The following is a 15,243-nucleotide window of genomic DNA, read 5'->3' on the forward strand; positions in this document are numbered from 1 at the left end:
GGCGAACGACACCCGCGTACGGTCCCCGACCAGTATGCCGAGCACTGCAATGCGGGACGGGCCCACCGCAGCCTCGGCCTACGAGCACCCGACGACGACCCGAACGTCAGCCCCCACTGAAGCTTCCTGTCCGCTTCCCCTCAGCAGGGACCGGCCGGGCGGCAGCCGACGGCCGAGCGCGGCGGCCACGCCTGCGGATCGAGGATGCCCAGTACGTACGCCCGGCTGACCAGCGCCAGCCGGGTGGGTGCCGCCAGCAACTCCCGCAGCCGGCAGAGGTGGTAGTCCAGGGTCTGCCGGGAGAGCCGGAGCGAGGCGGCGATCTCGTTGTTGCCGTGCCCGGCGGACAACAGCGTCAGGATGCGCAACTGCGCCGCGGTGAGCGGTGGCAGTGGCGGGTGCGGCGGGGTGTGGTGGGGCAGTACCGCCCAGACGCCGCGGGCCCGCCGTGAACCGCTGCTGACGGCGGTGAGCAGCACTCGGGCCCGCCACTCGTCGCCCCGGGCGTCGAGGAAGACCGCGGAGGTCTGGAACCGGCGCCAGCGTCGGTTCACCAGATCCCGCCAGGCGTGGCGAAGCCCGGCCAGATCGTCGGCGGGGGCCAGATAGCGGTGGGCGGGGCGGCCGAGCAGATCGGGCGCATGGACCCGGAGCAGTTCCGCGGCCGAGGCGCTGACCCGGCGTATCCGGCCGCCCGGCGAGAGCAGGGCGCAGGGCAGACCGCTGTGTTCGCTGAGCGCCTGGAGGTCCTCCTCGGCGGCGCACCGTCGGCTCAGGGCGAGGGTGTGGTCGGTGATGTCGATGTAGATCCCGGCCACACAGGTCCGGCCACCCTCGGACACCGGGAAGCGGTGGCCGACCGCGTGCCCGGGTGAGCCGTCGGGGCGGTGGTAGCCGATGGTGTGCCGCACCGGCTTGCCCGAGCTGAGCACCTGCCGGTCCAGAGTCAGAGAGGTCGCCGCGTCCTCGGGGGCGTCGACATCGATGACGCTGCTGCCGATCACGGCGTCGGGGGTGGTGCCGTACAGATGGGCGTAGGCGTGGTTGGCCCACAGGTAGCGGCCGTGGGCGTCGCGGATGAACGCCGCGGCGGGCGCGAGGTCGGCGAAGCCGGTGAACGCGGCGTAGCCGTGGCGTCCGAGCTCCAGGGCGCTGATGTCCACCGCGAGCCCGCTGAACCCGCCCCGGCCGTCACCGGCCAGTCGGCCGGGAAAGGAGGTGACGTCGAACAGCCGCCCGCCGAACCGGACCTGGCGGCGGTCGATCCCCGGCTCCCGGCGCTCGGCGACCGCCCCTGCCCACGCGGCGTCGGCCGTGCCGCCGAGACCGTCGACGAACCGCTGTGCGGTGTCGGGGTCGTGGAAGGCACCCCCGCCGCAGTTGACGATGCGCAGCCCCTCATCGGCTTCCCACCATGACACGGGCAGGCCCATATCGGACACCAGTCGCCTTTCCGGTCCGGCCTCCGGGTACGGACCGCCGAAGGCATGGCTAAGGATTGCCCAGGCCCCGCGCTCACATGCGACGTAACCAGCCGGAACGCAAAAGGGCCCGAAAAGGGCTGAAACCTATGCCTGACGGCCTCGCTCACCGTGCACCCTCGTGACATTCAGGCATTTGCCTGAGCGCCCACCCCCGAGCCGGGGGGTACGCGTCATGCCCGACTGGTTCGCTGACGGGCCCGGATCGCGGCGGATGTGCCAACCCGCCGGTTTTTGTCGAGCCGTCGAGACACTCTGAACCGAGGAGTCGTTATCTATGAGTAAGGTGCTGTTTGTCTACGCCAGGGGCGGGCCGCCGCTGGAGTACGCGCTGTCCCGGGTCGCCGCGAAGGCCGAAGCGCATCTGCTCGTGCTCAGTCCCCTTCCGCCCTCCGCCCACGAGGCGGTCACCCGGCTGTGCGCCTCGGTGGTCGCCCCCGTGGACGCCGCGTCCCAGGACCTCGTCGCGCTCATCACGGCTCAGGCGCAGGCCGTCGGCGCCGACGCGGTGTTCACCCCGTCCGAGTACGCCGTGGTGGCGGTGGCCGACGCCTGCGAGCGGCTGGGTCTCGCCGGGGCCGGTGCGCACTGCGTGCTGGCCCGGGACAAGCGGATGATGCGCCGCACCTGGGACGCGCACGGGGTGTCCCAGCCACGGTTCCGCTCCGTGGCCACCGAGCGCGATCTGCACGAGGCCGCGGCCGAGATCCCGTACCCGATGCTGATGAAGGCGGCCTGGAGCGCCGGTTCCACCGCCCATCAGATCCTGCGCGGCCCGGAGGACATCGCGCCCGCCTGGGCCCGGGCCCGCGAGGTGATGGAGGAGTCCGCCCGCGAGGGCTACGCCGAGCTCCATGTGGCCGGGACGGACGCCGACTTCCTCGTCGAGGAGATCGTGACGGGCACGGCCGGGGACTGGTTCGAGGAGCCGGGCTGGGGCGACTACGTCAGCGTCGAGGGCGTCGTGGCCGAGGGCGTCCATCACCCGGTGTGCCTGAGCGGGCGGATGCCCACCGTCGAGCCGTTCACCGAGCGCGCCGGGATCACCCCCGCCCTGCTCCCCGAGGACGCCCAGCGCAAGGTGGTGGAGCTGGCGACGGCCGCCGTGGACGCGCTCGGCCTGCGCACCTGCGGCACCCACACCGAGATCAAGCTGGGCGCCGACGGACGGATGTGGGTCATCGAGACCGCTGCCCGGTTCGGCGGCGCGATGACCGTCCCCCAGATCGAGGAGGTCTTCGGGGTGGACGTCATCGGCACGCTCATCGACCGGCTGCTCGGCCGCGAGGTCGACTGGCCCGATCCGGGGTTCGGTTCGGTGCTGGGCGCCGCGGACGCCAAGGGCGCGGCCGGCTCGCTGGTGGTGCTGGCGGTGGACGGCTCCGGCGCGCCGTGGCCGGACCGGCGGCTGTGGGACTTCGACGCCGTCCAGCGCTCCGGACTGACCTCCACCGGGGCGCGGCTGACGAAGGTGGCCGAGCACTCGCTGCCGGACGGCGCCCCGGTGCCGGTCTACGACCCGGCGGCGGGTGCGAACACCATGGCGGCGCTGTGTCTGCTGGTGGCCGACGATCCGGTCACGGTGATACGTGACTTCGAAAGGCTCAACGACGCCCTGCCCACCGCCCTGCCGCCCGCCCCGGCCACCGGGAGGCCATGATGACCGGCATCAGCGCGTTTCCGAGCCCGGCCACCGCACCCGGCACCGATGCCACCGTGGTCGGCGAGAACCTGTCGCTGCCGCTGTTCCGATCGCTGTCCGGAGTGCTGGCCGGACACCCGTATCTGAAGGTGGTGGTCGACCGCACCGAGCACACCTGGCATCTGCTGGACACCGCCGTCCACCCCTTCCACGTCAACTACGTGGCCACCCGCATCCTCGGGATGGACCTGGACGAACTCGACGCCCGACTCGACGCGTTCAACGCCTCGGTGTACACCGATCCTGGCCGCCGCTTCCTGCTCGGTGTGCTGTCGCTGCACGCCGACGAGGACACCGAGGGCCGGGACCGACCGTTCCTGGTGCTGGAGACCACCGAGGCCGACACCATGGACGGCCCCTTGCTCCAGGAGTTCTACGACTTCGTCCGGGAGCGGGTGGACGGGCGGCTGCCGTTGCTGCTGAAACCCGCCAACCACGGCCAGGAAGCGGCACTCGCCCCCGTGAGCGACGTGACGCTGCCGCGCATCCTCAGCCACGAGCTGTTCGTCAGCCGACCCCGCACCCCGCTGAACACCGGGGAGGCCATCGGCCGGCTGCGCTGGTTCGCCTCGCTCGAGGAGTACCGCGCGCACACCGCGGACCTCGGCTGGTCGGACGTCGTGGCCATGGACCGTCTGCCCGACGATGTGCCACGGGTGGCCGGATTCATCAACGCCGCCCCCATCACCCCGCTGTCCCACACCAATGTGCTGGCCTCCGGCTGGGGCATCCCGAACGCCATCGTGCGTGACATGGCCCGGCTGGTGGAGTCGGAGGAGCTGGACGGGGCGTGGGTTCGCTACCGGGTCCAGGACGACGAGGTGAGCCTGGTCCGGCTGCCCGAGGTCCCGGAGCTGGACGAGCCCGCATGGCACCAGCAGCGAATCCGGCTGGAGCCGCCACTGCTGGAGGACGTCCCCGTCCTGGAACTGCGCCGGCTGCGCCGAGAGGACCGCGACCGCTACGGCACCAAGGCCGCCAACCTCGGTGAACTCCACCATGTGCTGGACAGCCGCACGGCCGATCTCACCGCCTTCTACGGGCACGCCCGGCCGCCCCGGAAGGATCTGTACGGCCATCTCGCCTCCCGGCTGACCGCATCCGCCGACCCCGAGGCGCTGCGCCGGGCGGCCTCGGAGTTCGTGGCGGCCACCGTCACCGCGCCCGACGGCGTGGCGCTGCCGTTCGCCCTCCAGCACCGCTTCCTGATCTCCTCGCCCGCTCTGCAACAGGGCATCGGCAAGCTGAAGATGGCGCTGGAGCTGGGAGCCACCGATGCGCTGGACCCGCTCTGCCTGAGCCTCCAGCAGCTGGTGCGCGGCACCCCGGTGCCGGAGGATGTGGCCGCGCGGATCACCGGCCCGTTCGCGGACCGGGTGTGCCGCAAGCGGCTGGTGGTGCGGTCCTCCTCCAATGCCGAGGACCTGCCCGGCTTTTCCGCCGCCGGGGTCTACGACTCCATCACCACGGTGCACGGCACGGACGAACTCCTCGACGCCGTACGGCAGGTGTGGGCCTCCCTGGTGTCGCCGCGCAGTGTCCGGCTCCGTCATGAGGCGGGCATCTCCCTGGACGACACCTACATGGGCGTCATCGTGCAGGAGTACGCCCCGGCCGAGCTCGGCGGGGTGCTGGTCACCTGCAACCCCACGCGGCGCGAGGACTTCCGCAACGTCTACATCAACTGCACGCCCGGTTCGCCCGAGAGCGTCGTCGACGGCAGCGCGCTGCCGTTGCAGTACCTCTACAACACGGTGGAGGGCGGGGGTCGCACCGTGGACCTCGGTTCTTCGGTTACGGACCTGCCGTCCTCGGCCCGGGCGCGGCTGGCGGATCTCGCCCTCACCGGGCGGCTGCTCCAGTCGCACTTCGCGGATGATCCGGGCGATCCGGATGATCCGCTGGACATCGAGTGGCTCATGACCGAAGAGGGCGGTTTCAAGCTGGTCCAGCTCCGCCCGTACGCGCTGTGAAGGGCCGTGTGCCGTTCCTCCGCCGGGGAGCGGCGGAGGGACGGACCCCGCTCACCGCCCGGGCACGCCGGGTCATCGCCCTCAACAACGGTTTCCAGCTGCTGTTCAACCTGCTGTGGTGGATGCCGGTCTTCTACGCCTACCAGCGGCAGGCCGGGCTCTCGGACGCGCAGATCTTCGGCATCCAGTCCCTCTACTACATCGCGTTCTGCCTGTTCGAGATCCCGACCGGCCTGGTGGCCGACCGGATCGGCGCCCGCAACTGTCTGCGCGCGGGCGCCGTGGTGATGACCGCGGCGAACCTGGCCCCGGTCCTCTCCCCCGACTACACCGGCTTCCTGGTCCACTTCCTCGCCATCGCCGCGGGCCGCTCCCTCACCTCCGGGGCGGCCAGTGCCTACCTCTACGACGCACTGCACGCGGAGGGCGCGGACGACCACTATCTGCACGCCGAGGGCACCGCGCGGGCGCTCGGGCTGGCCGCGAAGGTGATGTGCTGGCCCCTGGTGGGACCCCTGATGGCGCTGTCCCGGCCCACGCCGTACGTCCTCAGCGCGGCCAGCGCGGCGGCGTCACTGGCATGTGCCATGGCCCTGCCACGGCTGGCCGGCGGGGAGACGGGGACACGCCGGTCGGGGGTGTGGAAGGAGGCCGGGCGCGCGCTGCGCCATCTGCGCGGCTCCCCGTGGCTGGTCCTGGTGATGGTGCAGGGTGTGGCGGTCTTCACGCTCTCCCGGATCTGCCAGGTGAACCTGTTCCAGCCGATCCTGATCGACCAGGGCATCCCCGAGCCCTCGCACGGTGGTGTGCTGGCGGCGGTGACGGTGGCCGAGGCCGTGGGCGCGGCCCGGCCGCAGTGGCTGGGCCGCAAGCTGAAACCGCTGACGATGGTGTCCGTCCTGAGCCTGGCGATGGCGATGTCCCTGGCCGGGATCACCCTCGGCGGGCCGATGGCGGCGGTGGCGCTGCTCTGCCTGTTCTCGGCGGTCACCGGCTTCGCGTATCCGATCCAGCGCAAACTGGTGAACGACGCCGTGCCGCTGGGCGCTCCGCGCGCCACCCTGCTGTCGGTGGAGAGCATCATCGACCGCGCGGTGTGCGCCCTGGTGGCGGTGGCTGCGGGCGCGTACCTCTCGGCGGACCGGATGAACGCGCTGCTGTGGCACAGCGCCGCCGTGACCGCTGTGGTGATGCTCGTGGTGCACCTGGCCGTGCTGATCGGACGGCCCCGGCGCCCCCGCCCGCCACGGGCAGCCCGCGACGAGCGTCAGGAGGCCTTCGGGCACGCACGAAGGTGAGATCGGCCAAGTGAGGGCGTCAACGGCGCCACCTCCCGCAATCAACCGACCTGGCCGTGTCCAGGATTCCGGGTCCTCGCGCTGTGCTGGTTGTCGAGGGCGTGGTGTGGTGCGTGTGCCGAAGCAGCAGGCCGGCCCCAGAAACTGGAGCACGAACTGGCCGGCCAGCGCGATGCGGAAGTCCGCGAAGCTGGGTGTGACGGAGGGCGCGCGGGTGTGGTCGAGAACCAACGCCGATCAGCAGCATGGCCGACAGGGCCGCCGTGTAGCCGCCGATGTTGGCGATGCCTGATGCGACACCGACGCGGTGGGGCGGGCTGCCGGTGCGCGCTATGTCCAGGCCGAAGACCGCCGCGGGGTTGCCCAGCCCCAGAACGGTTGCCAGCAGGAACAGGACAGGCAGGGGGACCCGTGGGGCAGGCCACAGCAGCACCATGGCCCAGGTCAGGGCGGTGGTGAAAGCGATGCCGAGCACCATCGGAAGGCGCCAGCCGGGACGACGGCCGGAGATCAGGCCGAATACGGGGCCGAGCACCATGGTCACCACGAGCGGTATCGCGGTGACGTAGCTGGCGGTTGTCTCGGACAGCCCTTGGCCCTGCGTCAGGAATGGATAGGCCCACAGGAGGACGAAAACCTGGACGGGAAAGTGGACGGTGAACATCAGCCACAGACCCAGCGGCGTCGTGGGCTGCCGCCACGCTTCGGCCAGGCCGGTCCGCGGGGTGAGCCGTGCGGCATCGTGCGATTCGAGCAACGGGCTGCCGGGTGGCGCGTCGCGTACGGCCAGCGGTGCGCGCGGCGGGAAACCACGCGGTGATCAACCGAAGCACGCTGATCATCACCATGGCGTCGCCGCATCCCAGCAGAGCGCGGCCGACAAGCACTGTGGGGAAGTTCTCGCCGCCGGCGACCAGCGTCTGCCCGGCCGCCATCACCGCCAGGCTGGTGGTCAGTATCGTCCGCGGCCCGTAGCGGTCGACGAACAGGCCGACAGGGATCTGGGTGACGGCGAACACAGCGAGCTGGACGGCGCTGAACGTGGAGAGAGCGGTGGCATCGATGCCCAGGCGGTCGGCGGCCATCGGCCCCGCGACACCCAAGCTGCCCCGGTTGAAGATGGCGATGACCTAGGTGAGCGCGCCCGCCGCCCAAGCCGCCCAGGCCCGGCCAGGGGCCTGGGCGACAGGTTCCCGGCCACCTGATGTCGGCAGCTTCCGGGATGTGCTCACCGCATCACCCCATCGTGGGTTGGCCGCCGCGAACTTCCTTGTGCGGTCGCTGCTTCGGCCAAACGTGACGAAGGCCGAGATGCGTTCGCGCAGCGCGTTGAGTTCGGGCGAGTCCGGGTAGGGAGCCCTGGCTCCGGCATGCGTGATCCGCACGTCGAAGACCACCAGGTCGCCGGCCTCCATCAGCGCCTCGGTGGGCCGCACCGGCTCCAGGTGCGGACGCAAATGCGAGCCCGGGTCCACCCGCAGGCAGGTGGCGCTCGTCGACTCCTGCCGATAGATGCCCACCTTCACTACGTCGGGCGGCCCCAGTGCCAGCCCGGGGTGAATCCCTGATGGGCGTCGCTGTGGCCGGTGAAGGTGAGGTCGGACGGTCCCAGCGCGGCGCGGGCAACCTTGACGACCTGGGGGTGGGCGTAGAGCCAGGAGAAGCCGGGGATGCGGTGAGCGGCGGTCGGCTGCACCTTCGCCCCATCGAGCAATACGCCGTTGCCTGCCCCGAAGTGCGCGGAGATCGAGGTACGCGCGTTGTGGATCTCATCGGCGTCGAGGCGGTGCCCAGCCGAAGGTAGAAGGCGACTCTTGATGCATGGGGAAACAAAAATTGCATAGTACGCAAATAGGCTGTGGAGTTCCTGTAATGGTGGTTCCTGGCGGAAAATATTCCGCACTGATGTCGGTGTGTGGGTAACCGAGGTAGGGTGCGACGTCAACGCGCGCCAGGGGAGGCTTGATTTGCCGACATTCGTCGTGTTCGACCTTGAGTTCACTTCGTGGCCGGGGGCTCTTGAGCAGGACTGGGGGGCGCCAGGGCAACTTCGCGAGATTGTCCAGATAGGCGCGCTTCGCCTGCGTGAGGACTTCTCTGTCGTTGAGGAATACGAAGCGCTTGTACGCCCTGTGGCTAATCCACAACTGTCTCCGTATTTCACCGATCTCACTGGTATCGGCCAGGAGGCGGTGGACAGGGAGGGGCGCCGTCCGGCAGAGGCACTCGGCGACTTCCTGGGGTTCTGCCGAGGGCAGACCGTGCTCTCCTACGGCAACGACATGATGGTGCTCGGGGAGAACGTGGGGTGGGCGCGAGGGCGGGGCGAGGAAGTCAAGAACGGCTACCTCGCTGCCCACTTCTTGAATCTCCGCCCCTGGCTGAATTCCGTCGCACCAGTGACGGCGTCGGTCAACGTCGGACGTCTATGGCAGGTCCTCGGCCTGGCCAAACCTGCAGCCGGAGAAGAACATTCGGCGCTCTTCGACTGCCATTCACTCACTGCGGCACTCAAACACCTGTGCCCCACCATAGACGCTTTTCCCGAAGCTTTCCTGCCGCACTCCTGATCCGGCCGCCGGCCGTCGGCAGGCGTCATGCCATGCCTCGGCAACCGTGGCTTTCCTGGTGAGGGCGCATGCCCGCTCGATATTCCGACTCGCGTCCGAGGGCGAGGAAGGGTGCTGGCACGTCATGGGTGCTCTCCTTCGCCTGCTGCGCCGTGGTCGCGCGGCGTCGTCCTGACGGACTGGCCGCGGGTTCAGCCCGTCCGGAAGGGCGCCATGGTGGCGCGGGCCTCCTCGGGTGCCTGACCGGCCTGGCGTATGCGACAGGGGAGTTCGGGTCGGCCCGCAGGCTCCGCCGAGGCAGCGTCGGGGCCCGGCAGGGCGGCCAGGGATCCTTCCAGGGCGAGGGCCAGGGGGATCGTGCCGCTGTAGTCGTCGTAGGCGTCCTGCCACCCGGCATCACTTCCGCCCAGCCGCTCGCGCAGCGCGCCGAGTCGCCAAGGCCGGTCATCAGCTGGGTGACGCGGCCCGCGAGGTTCGCATCGCACCCCCGGCCTCGCGTCCAGGCTGCTCGCCCGGATTCCACCGCGGAGCGCGGCGACGGCCACGTCCGTGTTCCTCACGGCTGGGTGAGCGATCACTTTTCGAGCGGGGCGCGCTCCGGCGTCGGGATCGACTTCTTGACACGCGTGAAGCGGTATCTGTATTTTTCGACCATAATTGAAGTCGCTTCAGTTTCCCTCGCCAGATGGTGATGCGCGACGGCGCGGTAATGAAAGTGCCGTATTCGGGTGTGTTTTACTGGATTTGCTCCCGAAGCGGTCGCGACGGTGTCGCCGCACGCGGCTGTAGTAAGTCGGCATTATGTCTGAAAAGTGAACTCAGTTCACATGCGGGGCATAGTGCGGCGGTGTGAGGGGAGGAGCGATCCAATCCGTCGCAGGGGAGATCGCACGATGACGACGCTCAATCGGAGGCGCTTCTTCGGGGCTGCTTCGACAGCCGGAGTCGCCGCGACGATGTCGCAGGGTGTCGCTCTGGCAAGCGGCCGTGATGCGCGAAAACCGCGCCTCGTCGGAGTTCAGGCCGACAACGGCGCGAGCGTGATCGCGCAGAACTTCCATGATCCGCGGACGGTGGACATCACGATCGACTCGGTTGCACTGGGCCATACCGCGTCGGTGCGCATCATCCTTCCGTATCGGTTCAGGTCGCGGTCCAGTGCCTCATGGCCGGTCCTCTACCTTCTCCACGGTGGTTACGGCGACTATCTGTCGTGGGCGCAGTACAGCGATATCGCGCGCCTCGTCCGGAAGCGCGACGTGCTGGTGGTCATGCCGGACGGCGGGGAGCTCGGTTTCTACACGGACTGGTGGGCCCGTGGTGCGGGCAACAAGCCAGGCTGGGAAACGTTCCACCTGGTGGAGCTCTCGCAGATCCTCGCGCGGGGGCTGCGCGCCGCCGACCGGCGCGCGGTTGCCGGTCTGTCGATGGGGGGCTTCGGTGCGATGTCGTACGCGGCTCGCCATCCCGGCTTCTTCCAGGCCGCGGCGTCCTTCAGCGGCACGCTCGATACGCTCCACCCGACCGTCGAGCCAGTTTCCTCCGACCCGTACCCAACGTGGCTCCTGCAGACGCATATCACCCCGAACGGGTACGACGCGCTCAGCCTCTTCGGCGATCCAACGGCGCAGCGCGTCGTGTGGGCAGCGCACAACCCGGCAGATCTCGTCAAGCGGCTACGTGGCACGAAGCTGTATGTGTCCTGCGGTAATGGAAGGATCGGACCACTGGATCCGCCTGAAACCGATCCTTCTGACGTCTCGGTCCGATTCGAGGCTGCCCAATTGCTCCAAAATCGGGAGTTCGTCAAGCGGGTGACCCGCCTTGAGCTTGACGTGACCTTCGAGACCTACGTCGGCACGCACACGTGGCCCTACTGGGCGCGCGAGCTCGGGAAGGCGTTCCCGTTCCTGATGCGGGCGATCGAGGCGGGGAGTTCGGGCGGCTGATCGGGTCTGCCCTGGCATGAATCGCGTCATCGCTGATGTCTCGGTCTCCCTCGACGGCTTCGTCACCGGCCCGACCCCGGCCCGGACAACGGTCTGGGTACTGGCGGCGAGGCCCTGCACACCTGGGCGTTTTCCGACGGCCGAACGGCCGGCACGACACGTCTGGCTACCTACGGTGCCCGGGTGGCCGCCGGTCATCATGCCGCGGAAACGAAGGTTTTGACGACCCGACAGACAATCGGGCGGCGTGCCCCCACCGGCGCTACGGTCCTTGAGCCGCCAGGTGAAGTCCGGGACCGCATCGGTGTGGCCCTCCTGACGTCTCGCGACAGCCCGTCCCCGCCAGGGTGAAGGAATCGGTCGCCGCGGCATCCCGATTGGTGGCGGTGTCCAGCGTGCCGTCGGCGTTGAGCTCCTCGGCCGTACGCAGAGTGATGCGCGTGCCGTCCGCACCCCTTGCGCACCCTGCGGCGCGTCGACCATCGACACGCCTTTCCAGGAACGGTCGTCGAAGCCGGACTCGTCCCACCCGTCCTGTTCCTTCCGGGCGTCGTAGGACTCACCGTCGTACAGGTCATCCGCGGTGATCGGCCCGACGGACCACTTCCAGGACGGGTCGGTGGTGAGGCGACGCCGGGTACCGTCGGTGAAGTTGACGTCCAGCAGCACGATGGCCTGCCGCTGACCGTTCCAACGGAAACCGTACCGGCTGAAGTTCTCCCCGTAGCCGTAGCCGTAGCCGTAGCCGTAGCCGTGGCCCAGCCACAGCCCCACGGTGTTGCCACCCTTGCGCAGTGCCTTGGTCACGTCGTACGTGTCGTACACCCGCCGGTCGTAGGGCGTGTTCGCCGGTGCGAGGACGCGGTCGCCGACCTTCGCGCCGTGAGGCGCAGCTCGTGGAAGCCGAGACCGGCCACGTAGGCCCGCGCATCGGCCATCTCCTTGTCCAGGGAGAACTCCTTGCGCAGCAGGGGAGCCCCGGCCTGTGATGACCGCCATAGGGCACCCCCACGGACTCGTCGGAGCGGCGTTTGCCGCTGTCCCAGACGTTGCCCTGGTAGTGCGCCAACCGCTCGGCGGACGTGGCGACCAGGATCTGATAGGCCGACTGCACGACGTTGCGCGACTCGGTGTTCAGCTTCCGACCCAGCAGAGGGCGGGCACCGTCGACTCCGAGCGGTTCGGCGCGACCATCGATGGTGGCGCCGCTGGCATGGAGCCCGCTGTCCGCAGCGGTAGCCGGGGTTCCGGTGACCAGCGCCGTGGCCAGGAGCGCAGCGGCACCGGGGGACGCCAGCACCCCTCGGGCCGCTGAGGGTCTGCTGCGTCCCCGCACGTTCCCGGAACTTCCGTTCCTGCGCGCTGAGCGCTCAACTGCGCACCAGGTTGCTCACTGCTGCCTTCGATGCGCCGTAGGGAGACGGCGGGGAGTCCGAGGGGACGGCGCCTCACTTTCTCAGGTGGCCCCTGACCGGCGATGATGCCGATCAGGGGCCACCCGGCACGTGAGCCTGCGTCAGCCGTCGTTCTCCGCCGACGGGATGGCGGCGCCCGGCACGTCCTGCGGAGCGTAGATCTTCTTCTCACCCGGGTACGGCTTCGCCCAGTTGTGGGTCTCGTACCACGTGAGGTGGTTCATCTGGGCGGGGGGAGCGTAGTCCGGAACGGCGTGGGGACCGGTCAGCCGCTGTTTCTGCTTCCACTGGTCCCACTGGGCGGCGACATCCTTCATGTCCGCCGGCACCGAGGGTGACGGCACGGCCGCTGCCTTCAGGTCCTGCGCCGCGGGGGTGTCCAGACCACAGGACGGCGCGGTCTTCACACCGGCGGTCAGCGAGGTCCGGTTGGGCAGCCCCTTGAACGGCGTGTAGTCGGGGCTCTGGGTGAACGCCGAGGCCATCGGGGTGGCCGCGGTGTCCTTCTGGTTCATCGGCTGGATCCCGAGGATCTGCTCGATGGTCCGCATCATCGTGATCTGGGAGTAGTAATGGCTGTCCACCGTGCCGTGCTTGGCCCAGGGGCTGATGATCTGGACCGGGGCACGGTGGCCGTCGACGTGGTCGAGACCCGCCTGGGAGTCGTCCTCGGCGACGAAGATCGCCGAGTCCTTCCAGTACTTGCTGTGCGAGATCTCGTCGACGATCCGGCCCACGGCGAGGTCGTTGTCCGCGACCTGGGAGGCGGCGCTCACCGGGCCACCGGTGTGGTCGCTGGAGAGCCAGAGCATGTTCAGGTTCGCCGGTCCGTTCTTCTCGAAGTCCTTCTTCCAGATCTGTGCCCGGTAGATGTCCGGGACGCTGGTGTCGAACTTCGGGAAGCCGTGCACCGACACGTCGTTGAGTGACGGGATCGGCGAGGTCGAGTTCAGCGGGTAGGCGGTGTCCTGGCCGGTCGCCGCCATGTTCTTGCTGTCGCAGTACAGGTTCTGCCAGCTGGCGCCCGACGGCTTGGTCAGGAACTGCTGGAACTCACCGAAGTCCCGGACGGACTTGCCGGCCGCCTGTGCACCGGTCCAGATGAAGCCGGTCTTCTGGTGGCCGAGGGCGTCGTCCTCGGTGTCGTAGCTGCGGGTGTACTCACCGGCCGATGACTCGGTGTACTCCGGGTCGTCGGCCTGCATCAGCCAGTTGTGGCCCTCGGCGGAGTTGGTGCCGATGTCGTACGTGTTGTCGTACAGGCCGAACTGCTTGGCCAGGGCGTGCTGGTTCGGCGTGACGTTCTCACCGAACTCGGTCAGCGACGGGTCGCCGTTGCCCTGCGGCATGTCGCCGAAGACCTGGTCGTAGGTCCGGTTCTCCTTGACGAGCAGGAAGACGTGCTTGATCGTCGAGGGATCGCCGAGCTTGACCGGGACCGGCACCGGCTTGGCAGGGGAGCCGTCGGACTTCTTGAGCGACTCGCCGTTCCAGCCGTTCTGCTGGAAGACCTTGCCGGTGTAGGACTTGATCACGCTGTCGTCGGGCAGCGTGAACTTCTGCACGCTCGACGTCGTGTCGTGGGTGCCGCGACCGCCGGTGGCCTTACGGCGGGCGTCGATGCCACGGGTGTTGGAGACGTACACCTCCTTGCCGGAGGTGGTGATCTCCGAGGGGAAGTAGTCCGTGGGCAGCAGGCCGACGTAAGAGACCGGCTCCTGCGCGGAGGTGTACTTGTAGACAACGACGGCGTTGGCGCGGCCGAGGGTCACCAGCAGGTGACCGTCGTCGGTGAGGGTCACCGCGTCGGGCTCGTAGCCCACCTTGGCCGCGGCCCACGGCTGGGTGGAGATGGTCTGGACGACCTTGTCCTTCGCCGTGTCGATGACCGACACGCTGTTGTCGGCGGTGTTGGTGACGAACACCGCGCCGTTCTTGGCGTACACGGCGGTCGGGTGCAGACCGACCTCGATGCTGGAGACCGCGGCGTCCTGGTGCGCCAGGTCGATGACGCTGACCGTGCCGCTGGTGGTGGCGGCGGTCTTCTGGTCGGCGAGTACCTGCGTGCCGTACGAGTTGATCGTGGGCTCGCCGGGCTTGGCCGGGCGACCGCCCTCGTTGCTCACGTAGAGCTTGTTTCCGACGACGACCATGCCACGCGGGGCGTTGCCCACGTTCCAGCTCTGCTGGATGGTCCCGGTCGCGGCGTCGATGGCGACGACCCGGTTCTGGCCGTTGACCGCGGAGTACACGGTCTTGCCGTCGGCCGAGAACACCGCCGCGCCCACCAGGGCCTGCTGGGAACCCTGCGCCGGGATGCTGACGGTCCTCGGGCCGGCGACGCTGCCGTCCGCGTTCACGGTGAACACGGTGTAGCCGTCCGGCTGGCCCAGCCACAGCTGCTTGCCGTCGGGCGAGTACGTCGGGCCTTCCTGGCCCACGTTGTTGCTGCTGATGCGGGGGTTCGACGACGCGGCGTTGCTGACGAGCTGCTGCGTCTTCCAGTTCTTCAGGTCCACGATGGCCAGGGCCGCGCCACCGTCGGTGACCGAGGCGGCCATGTGCGTGCCGTCCGGGCTGACCGAGGACGACATGATCTTGCCCTGGTTGATGGTCAGACGGTCGCCGTACGGGGCGATGTACTGGTCGTCGGAGACGACCTGGCCGTTCTTGGTGACCTGACCGACCTGGTCCGTGCCGAACTGCTGGGTCTGCGCGAGCGCCGTGCCGGCGGCCACGAGGGCGACGGCGGTGGTGCCCGCCGTCAGCAGCGGCATCCGGCGCCCGATGCGTCTGCTGAGGAGACTGAACCGAGCTTCCTCGGCCGGTTTGCGGCGGCGAGTTACCTGCATGGG

General features: G+C 69.2%; 12 protein-coding genes and 3 pseudogenes. 6 read left to right on the forward strand and 9 right to left on the reverse strand.

All coding sequences use genetic code 11. The features are described 5' to 3' along the window. Positions 1-140: 140 nt before the first annotated feature. Positions 141-1,421, reverse strand: coding sequence for a PAS domain-containing protein (locus ACH4SI_RS00650; RefSeq protein ID WP_398291010.1), 1,281 nt, complete (start codon positions 1,419-1,421; stop codon positions 141-143). Positions 1,422-1,758: 337 nt separating this feature from the next. Between ACH4SI_RS00650 and ACH4SI_RS00655 the strand changes: the two genes are divergently transcribed. Genes ACH4SI_RS00655 through ACH4SI_RS00665 form a run of 3 tightly spaced genes read left to right on the forward strand, consistent with a single transcriptional unit; the run spans position 1,759 to position 6,454 of the window. Next, positions 1,759-3,141, forward strand: a complete 1,383-nt coding sequence (locus ACH4SI_RS00655) for an acetyl-CoA carboxylase biotin carboxylase subunit family protein (RefSeq protein WP_398291012.1) — start codon at positions 1,759-1,761, stop codon at positions 3,139-3,141. After that, positions 3,138-5,156 carry a PEP/pyruvate-binding domain-containing protein gene (locus tag ACH4SI_RS00660; RefSeq protein WP_398291014.1) on the forward strand — a complete coding sequence of 673 codons (2,019 nt, stop codon included), beginning with the start codon at positions 3,138-3,140 and terminating at the stop codon, positions 5,154-5,156. Before ACH4SI_RS00655 ends, ACH4SI_RS00660 begins: the two co-directional genes overlap by 4 nt. Before the next feature lie 8 nt (positions 5,157-5,164). Further along, on the forward strand, positions 5,165-6,454 hold the full coding sequence (locus ACH4SI_RS00665; protein WP_398291016.1) for an MFS transporter: 1,290 nt from the start codon (positions 5,165-5,167) through the stop codon (positions 6,452-6,454). A 19-nt stretch (positions 6,455-6,473) separates the two neighbouring features. On the opposite strand, the gene ACH4SI_RS00670 is transcribed toward ACH4SI_RS00665, so the two are convergent. The 4 genes and pseudogenes from ACH4SI_RS00670 to ACH4SI_RS00685 form a co-directional block, all read right to left on the reverse strand. After that, positions 6,474-7,211, reverse strand: a complete 738-nt coding sequence (locus ACH4SI_RS00670) for a hypothetical protein (protein ID WP_398291018.1) — start codon at positions 7,209-7,211, stop codon at positions 6,474-6,476. 49 nt (positions 7,212-7,260) lie between these two features. After that, positions 7,261-7,581: pseudogene (locus ACH4SI_RS00675) on the reverse strand (MFS transporter); the annotation flags it as partial. Positions 7,582-7,584: 3 nt separating this feature from the next. Continuing rightward, complete coding sequence (locus ACH4SI_RS00680) at positions 7,585-7,974, reverse strand: hypothetical protein (protein WP_398291020.1); 390 nt, start codon at positions 7,972-7,974, stop codon at positions 7,585-7,587. Positions 7,975-7,979: 5 nt separating this feature from the next. After that, positions 7,980-8,150 (reverse strand): hypothetical protein, encoded by a 171-nt coding sequence (locus ACH4SI_RS00685; RefSeq protein WP_398291022.1) that lies wholly within the window; start codon positions 8,148-8,150, stop codon positions 7,980-7,982. 271 nt (positions 8,151-8,421) lie between these two features. Here ACH4SI_RS00685 and ACH4SI_RS00690 point away from each other — a divergent pair, with 271 nt between their 5' ends. After that, positions 8,422-9,024: an exonuclease domain-containing protein gene (locus ACH4SI_RS00690; protein WP_398291024.1), complete on the forward strand. Its 603-nt coding sequence runs from the start codon at positions 8,422-8,424 to the stop codon at positions 9,022-9,024. Positions 9,025-9,215: 191 nt separating this feature from the next. Here the strand turns inward: ACH4SI_RS00690 and ACH4SI_RS00695 are convergent, their stop codons facing one another. Beyond that, positions 9,216-9,569, reverse strand: a complete 354-nt coding sequence (locus ACH4SI_RS00695; RefSeq protein ID WP_398291026.1) for a hypothetical protein — start codon at positions 9,567-9,569, stop codon at positions 9,216-9,218. 348 nt (positions 9,570-9,917) lie between these two features. Between ACH4SI_RS00695 and ACH4SI_RS00700 the strand changes: the two genes are divergently transcribed. Then, positions 9,918-10,973 carry an alpha/beta hydrolase gene (locus ACH4SI_RS00700; protein ID WP_398291028.1) on the forward strand — a complete coding sequence of 352 codons (1,056 nt, stop codon included), beginning with the start codon at positions 9,918-9,920 and terminating at the stop codon, positions 10,971-10,973. 16 nt (positions 10,974-10,989) lie between these two features. After that, positions 10,990-11,111: pseudogene (locus ACH4SI_RS00705) on the forward strand (dihydrofolate reductase); the annotation flags it as partial. A gap of 124 nt (positions 11,112-11,235) precedes the next feature. On the opposite strand, the gene ACH4SI_RS00710 reads toward ACH4SI_RS00705, so the two are convergent. The 3 genes and pseudogenes from ACH4SI_RS00710 to ACH4SI_RS00720 form a co-directional block, all read right to left on the reverse strand. Further along, complete coding sequence (locus ACH4SI_RS00710) at positions 11,236-11,502, reverse strand: family 78 glycoside hydrolase catalytic domain (protein WP_398291030.1); 267 nt, start codon at positions 11,500-11,502, stop codon at positions 11,236-11,238. After that, positions 11,448-11,972: pseudogene (locus ACH4SI_RS00715) on the reverse strand (alpha-L-rhamnosidase N-terminal domain-containing protein); the annotation flags it as partial. The pseudogene ACH4SI_RS00715 and the gene ACH4SI_RS00710, both read right to left, overlap by 55 nt. 517 nt (positions 11,973-12,489) lie before the next feature. Continuing rightward, positions 12,490-15,240 (reverse strand): alkaline phosphatase family protein, encoded by a 2,751-nt coding sequence (locus ACH4SI_RS00720; protein ID WP_398291032.1) that lies wholly within the window; start codon positions 15,238-15,240, stop codon positions 12,490-12,492. Between the last annotated feature and the right edge of the window lie 3 nt (positions 15,241-15,243).

Source organism: Streptomyces sp. NPDC021212, from assembly GCF_044332925.1.
GTDB lineage: Bacteria > Actinomycetota > Actinomycetes > Streptomycetales > Streptomycetaceae > Streptomyces.